The sequence below is a fragment of the Pseudoalteromonas porphyrae genome (assembly GCF_001298125.1).
Classification (GTDB): domain Bacteria; phylum Pseudomonadota; class Gammaproteobacteria; order Enterobacterales; family Alteromonadaceae; genus Pseudoalteromonas; species Pseudoalteromonas neustonica.
This window is the reverse complement of record NZ_LHPH01000007.1, coordinates 24,113-46,114: the sequence shown is the minus strand read 5'-3', so window position 1 is coordinate 46,114 and position 22,002 is coordinate 24,113. Positions and strand designations below refer to the sequence as shown.

The window sequence follows — 22,002 nt, the reverse complement described above, 5'->3', positions numbered from 1 at the left end:
CTTAGCCTTCCTTCTCGATCGTAGTCAAGCAATCGCGTAGGATTGAACCATACTCGTATTTGCCTGGACAAACGAAGGTACATAACGCTAAATCTTCTTCATCAAGTTCAAGCGCACCCAAAGAGATTGCACCATCTAAATCACGTGCAATTAAATCACGTAATAATAGCGTAGGTAGAATATCTAAAGGCATAACTCGCTCATAGTTACCAAGTGGAACCATGGCGCGCTTTGAACCACCTGTTGACGTTGTCATTTTGAACAAACGACTCGGCGTAAGGTGTGATAAGAAAGTACGTGTCACAGAGAATTTATCACTACCTGGACGGATCCAGCCAAACAACTCTTTCTCACGACCTTCAAGTAATACAGATACTTGAACATGGTAGCGACCTAAGAATGCTTGCGGACCAGCAGAAGTAGCACCCGCTAATACCGAACCAGAAATAACACGGTTATCACCATCTTCTAATTCGCCAGCAACTAAATCATCTAATGCTGCACCCAATTGAGTTTTCACTAAACGTGGGTTTTTAACACGCGGACCAGCAAGCGAAACAACACGATCTGTGAAGATTTCACCAGTAAGGAATAAATTACCAAAGGCGATAACGTCTTGGTAACCAATATGCCAAACTTGTTTGCTAGCAGAAACAGCGTCTAAGTGATGGATATGTGTGCCAACAAGGCCAGCCGGATGTACGCCACCAAACTCATGTACTTCTACTTGAGGAATTGATGAACTAGGTACTTGGCTACCTGCTTGTTTACAAACAAATACTTTACCATCGGTCAAACGCGATACAACAGCTAATCCTGCTTCGAATGCTTGCACATGCTCAGCAATAATAACCGCAGGATCTGCAGCTAAAGGGTTAGTGTCTATTGCAGTAACAAAGATAGAGCTAGGATTTGCATCCACAGCGGCAACTTTGCTGAATGGGCGAGCACGTAGTGCTGTCCATTGACCAGACTGGATAAGTACTTCTTTGGCTTTTTCACGATCGAGGCTCGAAAGCTGCTCAGCCGAAAAAGAGTCAAAGGTGATTTGCTCACTGGCGTTTACTTCGATAACGACAGATTGCAGCACACGTTTTGCACCACGATTAATTTCTTTTACTGTACCAGAAGCTGGGGCAGTAAATAATACACCTGGGTTCTTTTTATCTTCAAAAAGTACCTGGCCTTTTTTAACTTGGTCATCCACACGAACATGCATGGTTGGACGCATACCAATAAACTCTTCACCTAGCACAGCTACACGTTTGACGGTAGAACCATCATGAATAACTTGCTGAGGTGCGCCCTCTATGGGTAAGTCCAGACCTTTTTTTATGTTGATCATACGCACTTGCACTACATTAACGGAAAGAAACTGAAAAATCGAACCAACCACGTCGCTTCTTTTAGTAATCTCAAGCTAAATTCAAGATAACAAAGAACCACCTGTCAAATTACAAGACAAGCAACGCAGTAAAAAACTTCTCACATATATTGCCCGAATTTTAACATCAATCAGGGTCACTATGCGAGTCTAAATATGAAATTTATACGACAGGAGCGCTTATTTAGCTCAATAGATGCATTTGAATAAAATTCAATATAGACCAAAGTGCTATTGCTTGCGAGGTAGGATGAAAATTAAACAGCAATTAATCAAAAATTAAAACTTAAAGACAAAAAAAGTCGCCTAAGCGACTTTTCTATTCATGATTATTGATCAATCTATCATGTTTGCGATTGGTGCTACTGAATCTACATCTTGTTCGTAATCAACTGTGTCGATACCAAAACCGAATAAACGTAAAAATTCATTGTGGTACCCCACGTAATCAGTTAATTCGTCAATTGTTTCTGTTGTTACGCAATCCCATACTGTTTGAATCCGGGCTTGAACATCATCTTCCAACTCTTTGTAGTTTTGGAATAAATGACCACCGTCATCAAAACGTGGTGACTCGCCATATAAATTTTCAGTGAACAATGCGTGAATTTGTTCAATCGTGCCTTCATATGTTCCATCCGCTTTCATTACTTTAAATAAAGCAGAGATATAAAGCGGCATAATAGGAATAGCAGAACTTGCTTGCGTTACTACCGCATTTAATGATGATACGTATGCTTCGCCATTTAATGCTTTGGTTGATTCTTTAATAGCAACTGTTGCGCGATCTAGATCTTCTTTCGCTTTACCAATTGTCGCATGACCATATATTGGCCACGTTAATTCTTTACCGATGTATGTATAAGCACTGGTTTTAAAGTTATCAGCTAAAACGTCAGCTTCTTTAAGTGCTTCTATCCACATTTCCCAATCTTCACCACCCATCACTTTAATCGTGTTGTCGATATCATCTTGATTTGCGGCCTCGACTGTAATGTCGTCAATTTCACGTTTTGATGTATTTAAGTTTTTGGTCGTAACTGCATTCCCAATTGGCTTAAGTGTTGAAGAATACACTTCACCTGTATTTGGATCTGTGCGACGAGGAGATGCAAGACTATAGATGATTAGATCAACTTTACCTAAATCAGCTTTAATTGTATCAATCGCTTTTTGTTTGATTTCGTTTGAAAACGCATCGCCATTAATATTTTTAGACCATAAGCCTTCAGCGTCAGCTGCGGCTTGAAATGCAGCGGTGTTATACCAACCAGCTGAACCTGTTTTACGCTCTGTGCCTTCTTTTTCGAAGAAGATACCTAATGTTTTAGCACCGCCACCAAATGCAGCAGTAATACGAGATGCAAGGCCATAGCCTGTTGACGCACCGATAACTAACACATTTTTAGGTGCATTTTTTAATGCGCCTTGCTGTTTTACATAGTTAATTTGTTCTTGTACGTGCTCTGCACAACCTACTGGGTGGGCGTTAGTACAGATGAAACCGCGAATTTTAGGCTTAATGACCATTGATCATCCTATATCTATCTCAATAAAAATTAGCGCTAGTTTAAAGGCTAATTGTAAAAATACAGGTCTGATCAGTAATAGTTACTCTCAGACCTGGCCGTTAATCTAATTTTGATCCACCTAAACAATTTGGCGAGTCAGCAACTTGGCCGTTATGTTCACTAAATTCTGTCGGTGTAAATGTATGAATTGCCAATGCGTGAATATGATTAGCCAACTCATCTTTTAAAATCTCATTAATTTGACGATGACGTTGCAGCAAACGCTTACCGCTAAACTCTTCACTGACTACTATAACTTTAAAATGAGAGTCAGTACCACGACTATGCATGTGGCTTTCGTTCACTACATTTAGATGCTTGCAAGCAATCGCATCTGCTAGTTTGGTTTCAATTTGCTGTTGCATTGACATAATTAGTCACTTAAAAACATGTTTATAGGTTCACTATAACAAGTAAGCCTATAAATTGGCTAGCTAGGCGTTGGTAAAATGTATCTAAAAGTCAAACTTATACGGGGGTGAGCTAAGGTTGTTTGTTTTGGTATGGCGTGTTGGTAATCACGCTGACTATCGCCATGCATTATTAAAGTACTGCCGCTGTGTAACTTTAAGTCAGTTACTTTATTTGTCGCTTTATGCTTAAGCTTTAGCACCCGCTCGGCGCCAAGTGAAACACAAACGATTGTTGGCTTTGGGCCTAGTTCAATTTCGTCATCACTGTGCCAGCCCATCGTATCGCAACCATCGCGGTAATAATTAACAAGTAATGAATTTAAAGGCTGCTTTAAATGACGCTCTAAACGTTCTCGCATAGCTAATAAAACAACAGGCCAAGGCTCGATAATTAATTTACTGTGTGAGTACCCATATTCAATCTCATTATCACTGATAAAGCATTGTAAGCGCGGTATTGGGCCTGTTCGTCCATATACTGTTGTACTAGGTTGTTGCCAAGGTAAATTTTGCTGTAAATGATAGAATAAATTGAGACTTTTTTGCGCACTCAGCGTCATTCTTTGATAAGAAAAGCCATTTGGTAACTGTTGGGGGTTGGCGTTTGGCCGTTGCATGTTAGAATTTACCTATCATTTGATTACTGATCACTAACTATTATGACCACGCAAGCACAGTTCGGCGATAAAAAATTTACTCTTGAACGTTTTCCTCTCGATCAAAAAAATCGCAGCTTACAAGCTTGGGATTCTGCTGACGAGTACCTAATTGACTATGTTACGGAGCATTATCCTGATTGTCGATCTTTGCTGATCCTAAATGATAGCTTTGGCGCGTTATCTTGTTATTTTAGCAAACAACAGTTAACAGTTTGTTCAGTAAACGACTCTTATATTAGTCACCAAGCAGCGGCATATAATTTAGCAGAAAATAAAATTCCAAGCACAACATTTAGCCAGCTAGATAGTTTATCTGCTTTGCCTGAACAAGTTGACTTAGTTATTTTAAAAGTGCCGCGCACATTAGCTTTTTTACAATACCAGCTATCAGAACTCAGTGAAGTGCTTGCACCAGGAACACCGGTTATTGGTGCAGCTAAAACGAAAGATGTACATAACTCGACCATTAAAGCATTTGAACAATTTATTGGTGAAACAAAAACCAGTTTAGCTGTGAAAAAATCACGTTTGGTAATTAGCCAAGCACAAGGCGGTTATAAGCCTGCAGACTTCCCTGTGAGCTGGCCTCTTGAGGGAACTGATTTTACCATTAGTAATCATGCGAATGTGTTCTCTCGTGACTCGCTGGATATTGGTGCAAGATTCTTTTTTGATTACTTACCGCAAACCAATAAAGCTAAACGTATTATTGATTTGGGCTGTGGTAACGGTGTTGTTGGTTTAATGACTTTATCACGCTGCCCTAATGCAGAAGTCACGTTTGTTGATGAGTCATATATGGCTGTTGAATCAGCACGTTTAACCGTTGAGCTAAATATGGAAAACAAGTTTGAACAATGTGCATTCATCGAAAACGATTGCTTAACTGGTTTTGAACGTGAAAGTGTTGATATCGTGCTATGTAATCCGCCTTTTCATCAAGCGCAAGCGGTTACCGATCACATCGCATGGCAAATGTTTAAACAAGCTAAGGATACGTTAAAAAATGGCGGTGAATTACGCATTATTGGTAATCGCCATTTAGACTATCACGATAAACTAAATCGCATGTTTGGTAATTGTCAGTTGCTCGGTTCAAATAAAAAGTTTGTCGTATTAAGTGCAACCAAAAATGATGGAATGTTATAAAAGTGATGAAATACATTTTGCCTTGCTGTGCTTTATTAGCACTGTCGGCCTGTAGTAGTCAGCCTAACCAGATGATCTTAAACCCGGTCTATCAAGGGGGGAAATTAAGCTCAATAAATAATAGCGTGAGCACCAGTGTGATTGATTTACGTGGCGATCCAGCCACCTTAAAGTTAATCAAATCAGACAAAACTCAAACTATTGCCAGCCCAGGGCTGACTGCATCATTAAAAAGTGCCTTAGATAGCGCATTAAGTCGTAATGGTGCCAGCATTTCGAACCTTGCAACCACGCGTTTTGAAGTGGATATTCATACCCTGCAAGCCGTTGTGAGCGAAAAAATGGTTTCTCACACTAGCAATGCAAAAGTTGAATTAGGCGTGCGAGTTATTCGTAGCGATAGTAATTTTAGTAAAGTTTACCGCGGTACAGCCAATTTTGATGGCCCACTAAGTCACGACAGAGCTAAAGTTGAAGGTCAGCTCAATAAGTTGACTGTGCAGTTAATAACACGCATGGTATCAGATCCTGAATTACTCGCATTTTTAGAAGGTTAAGTATGAAACGTCTATTTTTATTATGTGCATTATTAGTGTTTAGTCAAAACCCCATTGCTGCGACTGAGGGACGTTTTGTGCAAAAAGATAATATGTTTCCACGCGTGGAAATCACGACCACAATGGGAAAAGTAATTATTGAAATGGATCGCTCAAAAGCGCCAATTACAGTTAATAACTTTCTCACCTATGTAATGGACGGCAGCTATAAAGGCACTGTATTCCACCGAGTAGAACGTGACGTTGAAAACGAACGTGACTTTGTAATACAAGGCGGTGGCTACGATAAAGAGTACGATGGCGTTTATGAAGGTGAGCCAATTTTTAACGAAAGCGGTAACGGTTCAAAAAACGATATGTACAGCATTGCTATGGCTTATCAAGATCGTCAGCCACACTCAGGGACTCGCCAGTTCTTTTTCAATATGGATGATAATGATCATTTAAACCCTGGTAGAGAATGGGGTTTTTCAGTATTTGGCATGGTGATGGATGGATACGAAACACTCGATAAAATTATGCAAGTTGAAACCGGTTTTAATGAAAAAATTGGTTATGATTTTGTGCCTAAAGAGCCCATTATTATTTTAAATATTGCCGTATTAGAGCCCACTCCTCTGTAATACTTAATCATGGGGCTCACAGCCCCTACAACTTTGCCAATGAAGGCGTTATGAAAAGCAACTTATCTATTTCTGAATATTTTTCTTACTTTAAAGACAAACGTCTGATCAACGTATTCATTTTTGGTATGAGTAGCGGCTTTCCATGGGTTCTCATCGGCTCTGTTATGTCAGCATGGCTCAAAGATGAGGGCCTTAGCAGAAGTATGATCGGTCTATTTGGTATAGTGTTTGGCGCATACAGTATTAACTTTTTATGGTCCCCTTTGGTCGATAGAGTCAAACTTCCTCTACTTTATAACTGGCTCGGTCAACGACGCAGTTGGATCTTATTTTGCCAGTGTTTTATTTTACTTGGCGTCATCTTGCTCGCAGGACTCGATATTACGGCGCATTTAGGTATCGCTGCGGCTTTATGTTTACTCATTGCCATTGCTTCTGCCACTCAAGATATCGCTATTGATGCTTTTCGTATAGATACCCTCGATGAAAACGAAAGCCATAAAGCAACTGCGGCTGCGGCTATGGCAACCTCAGGTTGGTGGAGTGGTTATGCACTACTCGGTGCAATTCCATTTTATATGGCTGATATGCCAAATATTGACTGGCCACAAGTCTATTACTTTTTAGCAGGGTTAATGTTGCTACTTATGAGTTGTGTTTTTTGGGCTAAAGAGCCGAAATCGAACCGCGAAGCAGTACACGCTGAGCTTGAACGCATTTATCAAGCAAAACTGGCATCCACTCACGACAACCATATGTCAAAAATATTTGCATGGTTGGCTGTCACTGTGATCGACCCATTTAAAACCTTCTTTGCACGCAATGGCGTAAAAACAGCGCTCGCCTTACTTGCTTTTATCTTCTTATTTAAAATTGGTGAAGCATTTTTAGCGCGTATGTCGATCGTGTTTTATAAAGAAGTTGGTTTTTCTAATACACAAATAGCAAACTACTCAAAATTAGGAACAGGCTTAATTACAATTGTTTTTGCGTTTTTAGGCAGTATTTTTAACCATAAATACGGGATCGTAAAAGGCTTATTTATTAGTGGTGTTGCAATGGCAGCGTCTAACCTCATGTTCTCATGGATCGCACTAGCAGGCCCACAAGAGCACTTATATGCGATGGCTATTATTGTTGATGGCTTCACTCAAGCATGGTCGCTAGTCGCTATGGTGGCGTTTATATCTATGCTATGCGATCGTGCATTTAGTGCCACTCACTATGCATTATTAGCATCATTGGGGAATTTAGGGCGCACCTTACTTTCAAGTTACAGTGGTGTAGTGATTGATGATTGGTTAGGTGGAAATTGGTCGTTATTCTTTATTCTAACGGCGTTGATGGTACTACCATCATTAATATTCTTATATCTAATAAGACATAAGCTCTATCAATTAGAAAACAGTTATCATAGTAAAAGCGGAACGAAAATTTAGATCTGGTGATAATTAAAATGACATGGGGCAAGGATTAAACAAATACTGTGCATCCTTGCACTTCTATTATAAACAGCTTAACAACGCGCTAAGCTTTTATAACTGATCTTCTTTTAGTAAACCTAACCCTTCATATGGGTCAACTTCTAACGCATCACAATAGCGCAAGAATTCAATTACATCTAAGCGACGCTCTTGATTTTCGATTTTACCAATAAATGAATGCGGAGTACCTAGTACTTGTGCCAGGCTACGCATAGTGTGACCTTTCTCATGGCGTTTGCTTTTTAGCCACTTAGTCAATCTTGAGTTTTCTTCTGAAGAAACTGTTTTACCCATCATAAAAAACATCTCCTACTAGATGATTTAAAATTAATTTAGTCTAAAAGTGAAATTTTGCCCGTCTCACTCTTGGATACATTATATACTATTCAGACTCATGTGAAATAACTAATTTCAAAAAAGAACCTTTTACAGGAACGAGTTATTACAAGAAATACATGAATTGCAAAATGAGCAACAATAGACCTATTTAATGATTCGTTCCTCTTTAATGTAACAAATTATTTATATAATGAAACTATTTTTAGGATAATAAATTTAAACACTAAAAATCAACAACTTAAAATCAAACAAAAATACATATTTAACTCGGAGAACAAGAAATGTTTCGTTTACTGTTTTTATTACCTATTATCCTATGCGTTATTTGGTACTTTTTTCTTAACAAAAATGGTGTCCCAATCAAGCAGGGAAAAAAAGGCTTTATATACATATTAGTATTTTCGACCCTTGTATTAAGTTTCTTTATTTTAATGATACAAGTCACTCACCATAAATAGTGAGTGACTTAGTCAATTTCCACTTAACTACACTCGCGTAACATTAAAAAGCAATGAGTAAAATAAGGATTAAAACGGTGGCAAAGGTTAAATCCTGCACAGCCACTGCACTGGCTCGTTGTATTGACTATTATGTTGAAGGAGTGCCAAAATCGATTGTTCTATTAAATAAATCAATATTGATCTGTAATACCTTTGGAGCGTGCTGACCTTTGTGGATTGAAATTTACTCAATCTAGGGGCGATTTAATCGCGGCGCGAGGTTTATAACCTAGCGGGCTCGATAACTGCTCCTGCGTTATTCTACTGGCTCACATCCATGTGAGAATAAGTAAAAATCGAGCAAAGCTTCCGCGCCTGCGTAAGACATTATAAGTGACTATTAGTATCATATTGTTATTCACAACAATCTCCGCTAGTGTAATCACCTCAATCATTCAAAATGCTACAGCACAATTTATCGAGTTCTGATTTGCCGTAAAATAACAGTGTTTTTATATTTTGAGCCACTAAGCTTTATAATTTACAACTTTATCAGCCTACGCAGACTATTTACTTTTGCCTGTGAGTCTTGCTACTGAGTAAATATTTTCAGCCCAGCGCTTCCTTTTAGGTGTAATAAAAAATCGAAGGCTTTACGATAATAACCTTTGCGTTTACCACTTTTTATAGATTTTAAGCAATAAAAAAGCCGCTATTAAGCGGCTTTCGTATACAAATAACGATTTAAACGCTGAAACTAGCGCCACACCCGCAGGTGGTTGTTGCATTTGGGTTAGAAACAAAAAAGCGTGCGCCTTCAAGTCCTTCAGTGTAATCAACTACACCATCAACCAAATACTGTATACTCATTGGATCAACCACTAAGGTGACGCCATTTTTTACGATCTCTAAATCGCCTGGGTTTGCTTTTTCATCAAAAGTAAAACCATACTGGAAACCAGAACAACCACCGCCGGTTACATAAACACGCAGTTTTAGTTCAGGGTTTTCTTCTTCATCAATTAACTGTTTAACACGAACCGCAGCTGCATCGCTAAACTTAATCGGTAATTCTTCTGACATACCAAGACCCTCAATTCCTACATTGATCGGATTATCTAATACCCGAGTGTTTTAATCAAGTATAGCGTTTATTTACTAAGCGCGAATACCTATAAATGATTAGGGCGTGTTAACCTTTGTGGATTGAAATTTCCAAACACACTGCTGTAAAATAAATCACGAAAGGTTAACACGCCCTAAAGTAACCGCCCATCGTTTTAAGTCAAAAATAGCACTGCTTGTGGTTTACTCTTTAAACACTGCTCATTATTAAAATGAATAACTGTAAATGGCATATCCCCACACCGCTGAGAATAAACCTAACGCGATAAAAACAGCAGCTGATCCCATGTCTTTGGCTCGACCAATCAATATATTGTGATCTAATGTTACTGCATCAGCCAGCGCCTCAAGAGCTGAGTTAATTATTTCGGCAAATAAAATAAATACCAAACTACTGATCAATAAAAATAAATGGCTAATAGATGATGACAACACAACAGCAAAAGGCAGCAATATTATACTCATAATAAGCTCCTGTCTAAATGCTGATTCGTGCTGCCATGCGGCTATCACGCCTTTATATGAGCAATGTGTCGCTTTGATGATTCGAGTAAACCCTTTGCCGTTTGGTTTGTTCACACTATGTATCGTATTGACGTTTTTCATCACTTTTCCTTCTGTTAACTGAAATAAATTTAAAGGCTCTGCTTTACTTGCACGCGCCATTGCCAACTATCCACATTACGACCTGTTGTAAGTGGTTTTATAATATCCATATGGATCACGTTGCCTTCACTTGAATGTGATGAAAATAATCTTGCACCAATGCCAATGCTCTGCAGTGTTTCATCAGTACTGTTAGTCGCAAATGATTCACCCCATGCTTTACCGCTATCAGCAAATGCCGCCCAAGCAACATTGACTAATTGATACAACTCCCAATGAGGGTTGTAACGTAGCTCTGCGGTTGCTGACCATAGATTGTCACCATGTTGATATTGCTGTGCATATCCACGAACTCCAGTGTCTCCACCTAAAGTAAGCGGTTCATCGTAATATTGATTTTTTTCTGCTCGCCACTGCGCTTTAAAATAACCAGCCCAACGAGGGGTTAGATATTGATACACCTCTAATTCAGTAGCTAACGCCTGATGATTGGGTTGATCTTTGCGCCAATAAACTTTATTACTAGTAGAGAGCAGGATGAGCGTATTTTGCCATTGCACACCTTTTGACAGAATATTTTCAACGTGAATACCTTTGCTGTCGTCTGAATTTAATGAGCTAATATCCACTCCTATTTTGCTCATCAATTGCCAGCCCAAATTAATATCTTCGCGATGATCAATAAAACGAATATTAGAAAATGTCTGATAGTCTGCTTGGCTATACTCCATGCCTATCCAAGGAAAGGTAAAGCCTCTATCTGATGGTAGCTCAGTGAGTATTGTGCTGTTTAAATTTTCAAAATGATGTCGCTCTTTATTCATTCCAAAATGCATACGTACGGCGCTTAATTTATGCTGGGTAATTAAATGCCCATATGCCAGAGCAAACTGGTCAACATCATGAGAAAATTGCCATGCTAAAGTCCCGTTTTGATAAATGCTGTCGCGGCGATTCTCCTTGAATATCGATGCAGAATGTTGCTGCTTTGATGATTGCTGATAAAAAGGCTTTGAATAAGCTAAATAGGTCTTTTGTCCATCATCGTTATCAGCAAACTCAAATTCTAGAGTTGATTGCTTAGGAAAGTTAAGCGGCATGCTGAAAGTAACTTGATAGCCTGAACGCAAATGGTCTTTTTTATATTGTACGCCAGCATGAATACCTAGACCGAGAAAGTTATCTTCTTTAAAACCAAAGGCATATTTATTATTGCCTGCTCGTCGGCCAAAACTGATATACGGTACGAGTGACCAGGTATCCCATGTTTCAACTTTAAGTTCATTTTCTAGCGAGTCCTCACAACCTGCGACTAAGCTGACTCGGCTTTTACGTAAGAATGAATATTGGTTTAGAATACGTTCAGCCTCAACAAACTGCGCGCGAGAAATGACTTCAGCTTGTACAAAAGGAAGTAGTTTTTTCACAACGTGCTGCTGGGTATTAATATGTAACCAATTCGCTAAGCTATGTATATAAAAGCTATTGGATTGTGTTTCATCAAACAAAGGGTGACTAACAAAAGTAAGCTTATCAAGCGTAAATGGCTCTTCACTAGCGGCAACTGCTGTACACTCAACCTCCTGACTACTTATCGTAATACTATTAATAAACAATATGATAAAGCTTAGTTTAATGCTTTTCTTAGTTAGTTTTTTTAAACAATTATTCAGCTCGCCCCCTAAATAAAATACACATACCTGTAGCCGCAAAAACAAGCTTATAGTTTTCATTTATTGCCCCCTTCTGGCTTTAGATAAAAAAGAGGCGGGGTAACTTTAAACTCGTCAGCTATATTGACCTTTACTTCAAACAGCGAGAGGAGTGTATTGGCAATTGCATCATGTGAATGAGCGTGATCTTGGTGCAATTTTGTTTTTTCAATATCAATATAAGGCGCAGAAGACCAAGAAATTATTGGCACATGGGTTTGTGCATCCGGTGCAAATGCATAAGGCATACCATGCAAATAAAGCCCATTTTCACCAAGAGACTCGCCATGATCACTGACATACAACATCACGGTATTATATTGCGCAGCATTGGCTTGCAAAAGTTTGATTACTTCTGCCAAAAAATGGTCCGTATAACGAATGGCATTGTCATATGCATTAACTATTTCGTGTTTGCTACACTCTGATAGCTCTGCCGATTCGCAAGCAGGTGTGAAAAATTCAAAATCAGCTGGATAACGCTTAAAATAAGCAGGTCCGTGATTACCCATTTGATGTAAAACAATCAGTGTGTCTTGGGTTTGTTGGTCAATGTATTGCTGTAAATTGACCAACATGCCAACATCGCGGCATTCCACATCACATAGTGTATTAACCTCTGAACGGCGATAGCTTTGATACGCCAACCTATCAGCAACCCCCTTTGAGCTAGAATTATTGTCGCGCCAACTTACTCGTACTGAGCTTGCAGCGAGTACATCAAGGATATTTTGAGTGCTCTTAGCCTCACTCACAGTAAAATCATCGCGACCGAAGAATGAAAACATACAAGGCACAGACACAGCGGTTGATGTACCGCAAGAGCTCACTTGGCTAAAATTAATTAACCCCACTTGCTTTGACATATTTGGCGTTGTGTCACGAGGATAGCCATTTAAAGTAAGGTGATCAGCTCGGACCGCCTCACCGACCACTAAAATCATTAATTTAGGCTTTAATGTACTGCTACTTTTGCTTATTTTCGTCGTGAGAGTTCTAAACTCTTTGGTGTTTACCGATACGATTTGTTCGGCTAAATAATCTAGTGCTGAATAAATTGGATATAAAGGATTAGTATAATAACGCAGCTCCTTATGTAGGCGAAAAAAGCTAGTATATTGAGCACTAAAAGGCGCGATAAGTATGGGGATCAACATCATAATCGCCGTAATACTCAAAACTTGCTGACGTAACCGCTGTTGCCAAGTAGTTCTTTTCACTTGAATTAACAACAATAGAGCTGCGGGTAAAATCGCCATAAAAATGATTCTACTGAACAACCCTAAATTAACTATTTCTTGTGCTTCAGCGAAATTCGTTTCAACAATATTTTGGATCATCGTTTTATCTATCAGCACCCCTAACACAACGCCATAATAATCAACCATTGCAGCAATCAATAGCATCACCAACACCACTATTTTGACTGGTAGCAAAATATTAAGAACAAACATAACGAAAATAATCAGACTAAAAAGCAGCAAGCTTAACGAGATAATAAAACTTAGATTTCCTTGCCAAGGATATAAAGCATCAAGCTTGTCAAAGAACACCGTATTCGCCATTAAAACGATAAATACACAGCTGACAAGCAATAAAATAAAAGGGGAAACAACAAGTCGTTTTTTAACCTCTTCGAGCCATTCATTTAATAAGTAAAATTTTGATAATAAATAAGTAAATGTTTTTTTTTGCATGATTTTTATAGCCAATTCCATTGTAGGAAAATAGCTTAGCGTGATGAAAAAATGAGTGCTGTATGAAGATGTTGTAATGTGTACAGGTACACATTAAAAATTTATAAAATGTAGCTTTATGTAGGAATTTGTTGTGTTCAGCTCTTTTATTGAGGGATTTAACTTGATAACAACTTGTTTATATTCAATGCTCTAAAAAGCTATTTAAACCGCTAAACTTGTTAAAGGGAGTATTGGATATACAGTATCTGAGTAAGCACCCTAAACTTAGGTTAAGTACTTTATAACGATGAGTTTTTCGTCTAATTAGGCTGGTGTTCGGTTAAATACCACCGTAAACTTAGCTCCCCCTAATAGCTCTGACTGGCTAATAGATACTTTACCACCATGCCACGCAGCAACTCTCACAACGATTGCCAACCCCATGCCATAACCTTGCTGTATAGCGTTGCTTTCTCCTCGAGTAAAGGGCTTAAATACTTGTTCGCGCATTTCTTTTGAAATACCAGGGCCATCATCTGCAATACACATAACCACATTATTGCGTGTTTGCTGCGTTGTTATCTTTACTTGCTTTGTAGCATATTGCTGTGCATTTGACAGTAGATTATTAATTAGCATAGATAAGTAATTTTCATCACCATCGATGACTATTTTTTCCTTGGCTAATTCAGTTATATCCATTGCAACCGAGCAAACATCGCTTGAAGTGAGACTGCACACAACTGATTTTATCAAGGTATTTAAATTAAGCGGTAAACGTTTAACTTTAATCATTTTTTGCTCTAAGCTGGCGTAATTAAGTAAAACGGCAACGAGGTTTTCCATCTCTTGAATATCTCGACTCAAATGACGGACATACTTTTCTTTATTTTTTGGATTGTTTGTTTCACCCAAGGCTTCAATACCAAAACGCAATCGCGCTAGCGGGGTTCGTAAATCATGTGACACCGCATTACTTAATAATTTATTATCTTTAATTAACGTGTTTATCTGTTCAGCCATAAAGTTAAACTCATTTTCAATATCAACTATGTAAGATGAGTTTGAAACCCTAATGCGAGCAGAGAAATCCCCTTCACCAAAGCGTTTTGCCGTGCTTCTGAGTAACTGTAACCGCTTAACTAAAGGGTAGAGCCAAATGAAGGCACACAGTAGAATCCCTGCATAAAATACGGTTGTTAAAATTATTTGTAGAGCAAGATTATCTTGTTGTTTGGCTTGTTGTGGGATACCCAGTGTCAATACTTGCTGCTGAGACTGTAATAGCTTATTCACGGTGATCAACTCAGCTGATTCAAGAACCAGTGGATCCCCCTGATTAAAACTTTCTCTTAAGCTAATTGGTAAAGGAAACTCAGTTAAAGGCGTTAACGTCAGTTGCTGTTGGTTTTGCTGTTGCCACATTGCTACAAATTGTACAACGTTGTCGGTTTTTTCAAGTGTATTCGCCAATGAGGTAATTATTTGCTTATAAGTGCTAAATTCATCCGTGTGCTTTTTATCTTGGTATTCATTAAAAAAACTATCTAAGCCCCAACCTAAAAAGATGATGGCGGTAAATATTGCGATAACCAATGAGAATGTTAATTTCTTCACATTAAGACCAAGCGTCGGCTACAAGCAAATAACCTTTACCCCACACGGTTTTGATCCTGTATGGATTATTGGCGTCATCACCAAGCTTTTTACGTAATCTAGATATAACAATATCAACACGGCGGTCAAATCCATCATAGTCAATACCATTTAACTGGTGAAACAATTCCGTGCGATTAACCACTTGCCCCGCTGATTGCGCTAAATACCAAAGTAAATCAAATTCGTTAGATGAAATAGCGACAGACTGTCCGTGTAGTTTAGTTGCCCGAGAGTTAGCATTAATACTAAGCTGGCCAAGCTGTATTTGGTTTTCGCTTACATTTGCTGTGTTAGCATTGGTTTTTACGCGCCGTAGTAAAGCTTTAATTCGAGATAATAATACCCGCGGTTTCACCGGTTTGGTTACATAATCATCAGCGCCTAATTCGAGCCCTAATATTTCGTCCATTTCATCATCACGGGCTGTCATCATTAAAATGGGTCCTTGATAAAAGTTACGAGCCTCTTTGCACACATCAAAACCATCTTTTACAGGCAACATAATATCTAGCACAACAAGCTCTGGCATATCGGCCTTAATCAATTCAACCGCTACATCCCCTCGATTAACCAAAGTAACTAAGTAACCATGCTCTGTTAAATAATCACTAAACCATTCAGCCAATGACATATCATCTTCAACTAGCATGATGTGCTGGCGGGGTATTTCTTCAATCAAAATAACTTCCAACTTGATTTGGGCCGTTTAGAGGATTCGAATACCCATGACACAGTGATAATCGCGGTAGCGAGATTGCTGTCTTGCTTGCTTTTTCGCAGGGCGTAATGACGTGTTTTATCTGATTGAAAATCAAAACTAAATTCACCATTATTTATTTTCGTCCAGCACTTTAATTTATGCAATGTCGATAACTCTACTAAGCAATAATCCCCAAGTTCTACTTGATGCCATTTAAACGTGACCTGCTGGTAACACGTCTGCCCTTTTCGCAGTGCAACACAACGCTTAGGCGTCACAAGCAATTTGTTTTCATTAGGTAACGTATGGTTAGCAGCATACGCGTTATTCGTAATCAGTTGACATAGTAACAATAAGCTTAAGTATATAAACACTTTACTCTGTGGATTTTTTTGATTAGTTAGTATCATGATTTACTCACTTAAAATACATAACTAATGCTTGAACTGATGCCAGTATAAATGTCTTTTTGCTTATTAAATAATGGGCTTTCGTTGTACCCAAACTCTGACCCTACAAATATTTCAGAGCGGAATAACCAACTTTCTGAAAGTGGATAGGTTACTCCTAGTGACGAATCAAAATTAAGTGTTGATTTACCTGTAAATGGTTTGAAATTAGTTCGGGCGGCTTCATCTTCTGACACACCATAATAATAATCATTGAGCTTAGCGTCTCTAAACGACAATCCAAATAAGCCATGAAAATTCAAGTTCCTCACTTGCCAATTACGCCCAATAAGAGCCGAGGCAATAGTACCGCTATTTTCACTCGTTAAACCCTGCTTAAGAGTGAATTGCACAACATTCTCACCAATATAACCCGTTACTCTACCACCGAGCATGGTGTTGACATCTCGATCGTCAATACCTTCAAAATTAACTTGATTCTCTTTTTTTCTTAAACCTGTTCCCGGCCCGGTAAAAACAATATCAAATGACCAATTATTTTCAGCGTAAGCTGTGTAGCCAAAGACAAGCGAGTCAGGTGCTTGGTTAGCAAAGTCGATAAAGAAGTTGTGCCAATTATAACTGCCAATGAGTGTGGTACCGAGGTCGAGATCGTCGTCATGAGCATTAATCGTTGAACGATTAAATGTGCTCAAGCTTAAACCAACTTCAAAGAAGTTCTCAGGGGCACTACCTTGATCAATATTTAGACTTATTTCTCTGGTTAAATCTGCGGCATAACTAAAAGATGAACACAAAAAAGATAAAACAACTGCAGATAGGAGATGTTTGACAGATAAACACATTACGCGCCGACTTCCTTATTGATTAATCACCCATTCATTATATTCTTTGATAATCAAAAAAACGTATCAAGATGCTGCGTTTGTAACAAAATGTAGGCTTTGTTATTTTTTATAAAACTAGTCCCGAAATAATAAACGATGCATTTAATCTAATCAATGTACAAAAACCGCATAACTATCAAAACACTCACTCTTTAAATTTCCCTGTTTCATTCATCACATCAAGCAACGCTCTATTCATTCTTTTTATAAAATCGTCTTTATATGGATAGCTAAACTCTCGGCTAAATCCTATGTGCGCGGTTCTATGACTAAGCTCATCTTTTTCTATAACTGTAACCGTATTATATTGCGGGTAAGTTTTATTTATGCTGTTTAGTTCATATTGTGTGGCTTTTCTATCGTTGACGTAACAATCTATTTTATTGGTAAGTAATTTGATTACATTCGCTGCGGTGCTTTTATTTTCCCATAACTGGATTCGCCCTCGTGCAATTGCTTGTTTATAACGTTCATCCAGCAGTAAATAACCAGCATTCATTCCTAAATGAACAGGTTTATTAACCGGTAAATCTAAATTTAATGCAGCTTTTAAATCAACATTTTCACGACAATAAGTCACCACAAATTCGGTCCCTAACGCCACCGAATATGACGAAATAAAAGGCCTTGAATCATAATGTAAATACGGAGGAACCACGCCAATAACATCGCCTTTTTTAACGGTAAGTAATGCTCTTTTCCATGGTGTTGGAATTATTTTAACGTGATAATCTAGCTTTAATTGAGTACTAGCACGTCTCAATAAATCAATATAAATCCCTTTTACTTCACCATTTTCTAAATAGCTATACGGCGGATAATCATCGTCAGCTAAAATAGTAACATCTACGTTGCTATGACTTGTAAATGCACACATCAGCATGAGTAAGCCCGTAATCAGTATTAAACGCTTTTTTAAAATATGCATGTTTTTACTATTAGTAACTCCACTTTTGTGAGTAATCATAGCGAAACCCTACTGATAATGAACTAAAGTCAGCTAAATAATCAAAGTCTCGGTAAAGGTATTCAACATGTAAACGTAAGTTTTCTGCAGGCAACCATTCAAGCGTTAAATTTGCGCCATTATAGTTTTGCGTTTGATCGGCTTGGTGTCCATCATCAAAATCAAAATAACCCATTTTTACTTTATAATTTTTGCTAAGCGGATAAGCCATTGATACATCAAGTGTATGCCCGTCTCTATCCAGGCTTAAGTCTCTATTGTATTCTTTTGCTTGATATCCCAGCGCAAAATACAAACCACTATCAAAAGAGTAAGCTACTGATCCAGCAACAATATTATTATCTCCCAACGCTTGTTCATTTTCATAGATACCTTTATTTGTATACGTCAAAGCAACATGTAAATTATTTTTATCATAACTTACCCCACCATTGATAAGGTCACTTTTATTATCGCCTTGTGCGCCATTAAATTGGCTAACCAGCATCCACGTAAAATCACCTTGCGTTATCTGATAAGTAAGCAGGTTATTTACAAAAAAGAGACTTTCAGGATCATATGCAAAAGGGCTATTACCGTGGTTAAAAATATCGACGTACTCAGCAATAAACAGGTACTGAGCTGGGCGCTGTTTGCCTATACCGACCTTCCCATAAGGGCTATCCAAAGCAACATAGACTTGCCTAGCTTTACCAAAATCACCATTGTTTGATAAATCAACGCCCCACTCACCATGGAGAATCCCTTGCCATTGGTCGTTAAATTCTACCGTTGATTTAATACCAACATGAGAAAGTGCGTCTCTTACATCCCATTGAGATTCGTTGTCTTCATCAATATATCCGAGTGTTGGTCTTATTGTTGCGTAAATTTTAACATCTTTTTTAATAGCCTCAGGTGATGATATCGGTAATTGCAAATCAGGAATTGGGGGGATTATTGCGACATTTGACGCAACAGAAGAACCCTGTTTTTTATTTTCAAGCACCTCAATTCTTTTACTGATACTCTCAAACTGTAGTGTTAATGACTCTAAAGCAGCTAATTGCGCACTGATTTTATTTAGCTGTAATTTTAAGTTATTTAGTTCTTGTTGTTCATCTTGAGCGTATACTGAAAACGAGCAAGATGTAGTTAACAAAAAGCAGATGAGCTTTATTTGCATGAATGCGCCTTACCATTTAAACTTTTCCTAAGTGTAGACTATGTTTATATATACATAACAAAAAACACTCGTTCTTATTCAGTCAAAAAGTGAAATATTATGAAAATCAGAACTAAATTCTCCATCGCTTCAGGCATAGTGGTATTTATCGTTATTTCACTACTTGCAACAACAACATACTTACTTGTACAACAAACGCTAAAAAAGTCCACCGACGCGTATGTGCAGGATAATGCATCACTGTTATCACAAAGCATTAGCAATTGGCTGGTTAGTAAATCAGCACAAGTTAATGTTTTAAAAAAACAGATTGAATCAGACTTCTCTAAAGATAATTTTCAAGCTGGGTTAGAAAACCCAGCCTTTTCAGATGATTTTTCATTAATGTTTGGTACGCTAAGCGATGAAAAAGGGCTTCGCTCTAATGATAAACAGAGGGTTAATCCACCTGGTATCGATTTTAAAGAAAGACCATGGTACAAGTTAGTGCAAAACAACGATGCGATCTCATTTACCGCACCTTATGTTGATGCTGCTACAAACGAACTATTATTATCAGTTGTCACTGCAATTAACACTTCTAGTGGTTTTCAAGGTGTTATTGGTGGTGATTTGAGCTTAAATGCCATTGCTGATAGCGTAAATACCATTAACTTTAACGGCAATGGTTTAGCATTTGTTGTCGATGGCACAGGTAAGATTATTACTCACCCGACCACCAGCCTCAGCAATAAACAAACTCAAAATATTTACCAAAAATCCCCAACTGAAAGTAAGCAAATTTTAGAGATTGAGCACGAAGGACAAACAAAGTTACTCTACTTTTATCCCTTAAGTGATAACGCTGGCGTTGATTGGTCTTTAGCCATGCTACTTGATAAAGATAAAGTGTATGAATCCCTAACCGTCTTTACAACACGTACCTTTTTCATTGCTATTTTAAGTATTGCTTTTTGTGTGTTGGTCATCAGAACATTGGCAACAATACTATTAAGACCGCTAGATGAACTAGAGCATGCAATCAGTGAAATTGCCTCTGGTGGCGGAGATCTAACTCAACGATTAACTGTAACTACAGAAGATGAATGTGGCGTGGTAGCTAAAAGTTTTAATCGCTTTTTATCGTCATTACAGATATTAGTGACGGGCGTTATTGATAAAGCGAATAGTGTTGAAGCGCAAAGTGCAGCAGCAAAATCATTATCAACCGAATCAAGCCGCTCCCTGAACGAACAATACCAATTAATTGATAGTCTAGCCACTGCGATGCATGAAATGAGTACCACCTCATCTGAAATTGCCTCCAGCGCACAAGAAGCTGCAACATCAGTAACCTTGGTAAATGATTCAACGAGTTCAAGTAAAACCTTGTTTGAAAAAACCACATCAGATATTACTAATCTATCGGATTCAATTTCTAACTCCCAAGAACTGAGTAATCAATTAGCGGAACACAGTAATAGTATTGAGCAAATACTTTCTGTAATAAATAACGTAGCAGAGCAAACCAATTTGCTTGCACTAAATGCAGCAATTGAAGCAGCAAGAGCTGGGGAGCAAGGGCGCGGGTTTGCGGTTGTGGCCGATGAAGTAAGAACCTTAGCCTCAAGAACGCAAAGCTCAACAACAGAAATAAAAGCAATGATTGAGCAGATTCAACTGTTTTCATCAAAAGTACAGCAAGCTATGGAGCAAAGTAAGCAAAAGGCATCGCAGTGTGTTGAGCAAACTGAGGTTGCCAATCAATCTTTAAACACTATTTCTATGTCAGTTAAAGACATTATGGATAGGAACTTTCAAATAGCTGCCGCGATTGAAGAGCAAAGCACGGTTATTGAAGAAATTAATAAAAATACAATTAATATTAAAGATATTAGTGTGCAAGTGGATGAATTTGCTAAAGAGCAATTTGAAACCAATACAAATCTAGCTGAAAACGTAAATGCTCAGCAAGATTTACTGAAAAAATTTATTGTGTAATTAAACTTGCTGGTATATGCCCAAGTCACCTCAAGATGTAAGTGTCAGTTGGAATTAAAAGCGATTTAGACAAGGCATTGATTGTAAATAATGCTTGCCCCCTTGTTAAAATCAATAGCGCAGTATAAATCGCTTTTAAACCAACCCTTTGGGCATTTCACAGACGCTTACTTTCATCGTTGTAACTTCTTAAAAGGGACTGCCATTACTGCAAATAACGCCTTGATATTAAACACCTGTGAAACGCTGAATTCTGCATTTTGAGGTGGTTTGGGCATAAATATACCTGCAAGCTCACCTTCTGCATATTGAAACTGTATTAATAATACGGCGCACTAAGCCGTCTATTTACCACTAATAAATCCCCCCATCCCCCCGTACTTATGCCCTTGAAATGAGCCTGATAAAATCAGAGGTTATCCGTAGATAATTCAAAAATCAAAAGGACTTACTGCCGTACATTTGATAAACTGCCCGCCTAAATGGGTGG

The 22,002-nt window shown here is 38.2% G+C and carries 20 protein-coding genes; 5 read left to right on the top strand and 15 right to left on the bottom strand.

Annotation, left to right across the window (positions count from 1 at the left end; all coding sequences use genetic code 11):
• Nucleotide 1: 1 nt before the first annotated feature.
• From ADS77_RS07280 to ADS77_RS07265, 4 genes are all read right to left on the bottom strand, one after another.
• Complete coding sequence (locus ADS77_RS07280) at nt 2-1,345, bottom strand: Na(+)-translocating NADH-quinone reductase subunit A (RefSeq protein ID WP_054453923.1); 1,344 nt, start codon at nt 1,343-1,345, stop codon at nt 2-4.
• Nucleotides 1,346-1,720: 375 nt separating this feature from the next.
• A complete protein-coding gene (gene fabV, locus ADS77_RS07275; RefSeq protein WP_054205551.1) occupies nt 1,721-2,914 on the bottom strand; it encodes an enoyl-ACP reductase FabV in 1,194 nt (397 codons plus the stop codon).
• Between the two features lie 100 nt (nt 2,915-3,014).
• Complete coding sequence (locus ADS77_RS07270) at nt 3,015-3,326, bottom strand: BolA family protein (protein WP_054205550.1); 312 nt, start codon at nt 3,324-3,326, stop codon at nt 3,015-3,017.
• 59 nt (nt 3,327-3,385) lie between these two features.
• Entirely contained in the window at nt 3,386-3,985 is a 600-nt protein-coding gene (locus tag ADS77_RS07265) for an alpha-ketoglutarate-dependent dioxygenase AlkB family protein (RefSeq protein WP_054453685.1), read from the bottom strand.
• A gap of 42 nt (nt 3,986-4,027) precedes the next feature.
• Here ADS77_RS07265 and ADS77_RS07260 point away from each other — a divergent pair, with 42 nt between their 5' ends.
• From ADS77_RS07260 to ADS77_RS07245, 4 genes are read left to right on the top strand one after another with little or no spacing between them, the layout of a single operon-like run.
• Nucleotides 4,028-5,176, top strand: a complete 1,149-nt coding sequence (locus ADS77_RS07260) for a methyltransferase (RefSeq protein ID WP_054205548.1) — start codon at nt 4,028-4,030, stop codon at nt 5,174-5,176.
• Nucleotides 5,177-5,181: 5 nt separating this feature from the next.
• The gene (locus ADS77_RS07255; protein ID WP_212760619.1) at nt 5,182-5,733 is read left to right on the top strand and encodes a YajG family lipoprotein; all 552 of its coding nucleotides are present in this window, start codon (nt 5,182-5,184) and stop codon (nt 5,731-5,733) included.
• A gap of 2 nt (nt 5,734-5,735) precedes the next feature.
• A complete protein-coding gene (locus tag ADS77_RS07250; RefSeq protein ID WP_054205546.1) occupies nt 5,736-6,356 on the top strand; it encodes a peptidylprolyl isomerase in 621 nt (206 codons plus the stop codon).
• Between the two features lie 50 nt (nt 6,357-6,406).
• A complete protein-coding gene (locus ADS77_RS07245; protein WP_054453682.1) occupies nt 6,407-7,798 on the top strand; it encodes an AmpG family muropeptide MFS transporter in 1,392 nt (463 codons plus the stop codon).
• Nucleotides 7,799-7,894: 96 nt separating this feature from the next.
• On the opposite strand, the gene ADS77_RS07240 is transcribed toward ADS77_RS07245, so the two are convergent.
• The 11 genes from ADS77_RS07240 to ADS77_RS07190 form a co-directional block, all read right to left on the bottom strand.
• A complete protein-coding gene (locus ADS77_RS07240) occupies nt 7,895-8,140 on the bottom strand; it encodes a helix-turn-helix domain-containing protein (protein ID WP_054205544.1) in 246 nt (81 codons plus the stop codon).
• Nucleotides 8,141-9,366: 1,226 nt separating this feature from the next.
• Nucleotides 9,367-9,705 carry an iron-sulfur cluster insertion protein ErpA gene (gene erpA / locus ADS77_RS07235; RefSeq protein WP_054205543.1) on the bottom strand — a complete coding sequence of 113 codons (339 nt, stop codon included), beginning with the start codon at nt 9,703-9,705 and terminating at the stop codon, nt 9,367-9,369.
• Nucleotides 9,706-9,954: 249 nt separating this feature from the next.
• On the bottom strand, nt 9,955-10,353 hold the full coding sequence (locus ADS77_RS07230; RefSeq protein ID WP_054205617.1) for a diacylglycerol kinase: 399 nt from the start codon (nt 10,351-10,353) through the stop codon (nt 9,955-9,957).
• Between the two features lie 29 nt (nt 10,354-10,382).
• Nucleotides 10,383-12,086 (bottom strand): ShlB/FhaC/HecB family hemolysin secretion/activation protein, encoded by a 1,704-nt coding sequence (locus ADS77_RS07225; protein WP_054453680.1) that lies wholly within the window; start codon nt 12,084-12,086, stop codon nt 10,383-10,385.
• Nucleotides 12,083-13,762, bottom strand: a complete 1,680-nt coding sequence (locus ADS77_RS07220; RefSeq protein ID WP_054453921.1) for a phosphoethanolamine transferase — start codon at nt 13,760-13,762, stop codon at nt 12,083-12,085. The genes ADS77_RS07225 and ADS77_RS07220 overlap by 4 nt, the downstream gene beginning before the upstream one ends.
• A gap of 306 nt (nt 13,763-14,068) precedes the next feature.
• The gene (locus tag ADS77_RS07215; RefSeq protein ID WP_054453676.1) at nt 14,069-15,361 is read right to left on the bottom strand and encodes an ATP-binding protein; all 1,293 of its coding nucleotides are present in this window, start codon (nt 15,359-15,361) and stop codon (nt 14,069-14,071) included.
• A gap of 1 nt (nt 15,362) precedes the next feature.
• The gene (locus ADS77_RS07210; RefSeq protein WP_054205540.1) at nt 15,363-16,082 is read right to left on the bottom strand and encodes a winged helix-turn-helix domain-containing protein; all 720 of its coding nucleotides are present in this window, start codon (nt 16,080-16,082) and stop codon (nt 15,363-15,365) included.
• Complete coding sequence (locus tag ADS77_RS07205; RefSeq protein ID WP_082355625.1) at nt 16,079-16,513, bottom strand: DUF3019 domain-containing protein; 435 nt, start codon at nt 16,511-16,513, stop codon at nt 16,079-16,081. The genes ADS77_RS07210 and ADS77_RS07205 overlap by 4 nt, the downstream gene beginning before the upstream one ends.
• An 11-nt stretch (nt 16,514-16,524) precedes the next feature.
• The gene (locus tag ADS77_RS07200; protein WP_054205539.1) at nt 16,525-17,358 is read right to left on the bottom strand and encodes a MipA/OmpV family protein; all 834 of its coding nucleotides are present in this window, start codon (nt 17,356-17,358) and stop codon (nt 16,525-16,527) included.
• Nucleotides 17,359-17,545: 187 nt separating this feature from the next.
• Nucleotides 17,546-18,367, bottom strand: coding sequence for a substrate-binding periplasmic protein (locus tag ADS77_RS07195; protein WP_054453675.1), 822 nt, complete (start codon nt 18,365-18,367; stop codon nt 17,546-17,548).
• Nucleotides 18,339-19,532: a porin gene (locus ADS77_RS07190; RefSeq protein ID WP_054453674.1), complete on the bottom strand. Its 1,194-nt coding sequence runs from the start codon at nt 19,530-19,532 to the stop codon at nt 18,339-18,341. The genes ADS77_RS07195 and ADS77_RS07190 overlap by 29 nt, the downstream gene beginning before the upstream one ends.
• Before the next feature lie 99 nt (nt 19,533-19,631).
• On the opposite strand from ADS77_RS07190, the gene ADS77_RS07185 reads away from it, so the two are divergent.
• Nucleotides 19,632-21,512 carry a methyl-accepting chemotaxis protein gene (locus ADS77_RS07185; protein ID WP_054205536.1) on the top strand — a complete coding sequence of 627 codons (1,881 nt, stop codon included), beginning with the start codon at nt 19,632-19,634 and terminating at the stop codon, nt 21,510-21,512.
• The last annotated feature ends 490 nt before the right edge of the window (nt 21,513-22,002 follow it).

Bases quoted from the DNA above. Each gene is read 5' to 3' on its own strand.
- ADS77_RS07265 (WP_054453685.1), bottom strand. From the start codon at position 3,985: ATGCAACGGCCAAACGCCAACCCCCAACAGTTACCAAATGGCTTTTCT.
- ADS77_RS07280 (WP_054453923.1), bottom strand. From the start codon at position 1,345: ATGATCAACATAAAAAAAGGTCTGGACTTACCCATAGAGGGCGCACCT.
- ADS77_RS07230 (WP_054205617.1), bottom strand. From the start codon at position 10,353: ATGAAAAACGTCAATACGATACATAGTGTGAACAAACCAAACGGCAAA.
- ADS77_RS07245 (WP_054453682.1), top strand. From the start codon at position 6,407: ATGAAAAGCAACTTATCTATTTCTGAATATTTTTCTTACTTTAAAGAC.
- ADS77_RS07190 (WP_054453674.1), bottom strand. From the start codon at position 19,532: ATGCAAATAAAGCTCATCTGCTTTTTGTTAACTACATCTTGCTCGTTT.
- ADS77_RS07260 (WP_054205548.1), top strand. From the start codon at position 4,028: ATGACCACGCAAGCACAGTTCGGCGATAAAAAATTTACTCTTGAACGT.
- ADS77_RS07270 (WP_054205550.1), bottom strand. From the start codon at position 3,326: ATGTCAATGCAACAGCAAATTGAAACCAAACTAGCAGATGCGATTGCT.
- ADS77_RS07205 (WP_082355625.1), bottom strand. From the start codon at position 16,513: ATGATACTAACTAATCAAAAAAATCCACAGAGTAAAGTGTTTATATAC.
- ADS77_RS07225 (WP_054453680.1), bottom strand. From the start codon at position 12,086: ATGAAAACTATAAGCTTGTTTTTGCGGCTACAGGTATGTGTATTTTAT.
- ADS77_RS07220 (WP_054453921.1), bottom strand. From the start codon at position 13,762: ATGCAAAAAAAAACATTTACTTATTTATTATCAAAATTTTACTTATTA.
- ADS77_RS07255 (WP_212760619.1), top strand. From the start codon at position 5,182: ATGAAATACATTTTGCCTTGCTGTGCTTTATTAGCACTGTCGGCCTGT.
- ADS77_RS07250 (WP_054205546.1), top strand. From the start codon at position 5,736: ATGAAACGTCTATTTTTATTATGTGCATTATTAGTGTTTAGTCAAAAC.
- fabV (WP_054205551.1), bottom strand. From the start codon at position 2,914: ATGGTCATTAAGCCTAAAATTCGCGGTTTCATCTGTACTAACGCCCAC.
- erpA (WP_054205543.1), bottom strand. From the start codon at position 9,705: ATGTCAGAAGAATTACCGATTAAGTTTAGCGATGCAGCTGCGGTTCGT.
- ADS77_RS07195 (WP_054453675.1), bottom strand. From the start codon at position 18,367: ATGATTACTCACAAAAGTGGAGTTACTAATAGTAAAAACATGCATATT.
- ADS77_RS07200 (WP_054205539.1), bottom strand. From the start codon at position 17,358: ATGTGTTTATCTGTCAAACATCTCCTATCTGCAGTTGTTTTATCTTTT.
- ADS77_RS07240 (WP_054205544.1), bottom strand. From the start codon at position 8,140: ATGATGGGTAAAACAGTTTCTTCAGAAGAAAACTCAAGATTGACTAAG.
- ADS77_RS07185 (WP_054205536.1), top strand. From the start codon at position 19,632: ATGAAAATCAGAACTAAATTCTCCATCGCTTCAGGCATAGTGGTATTT.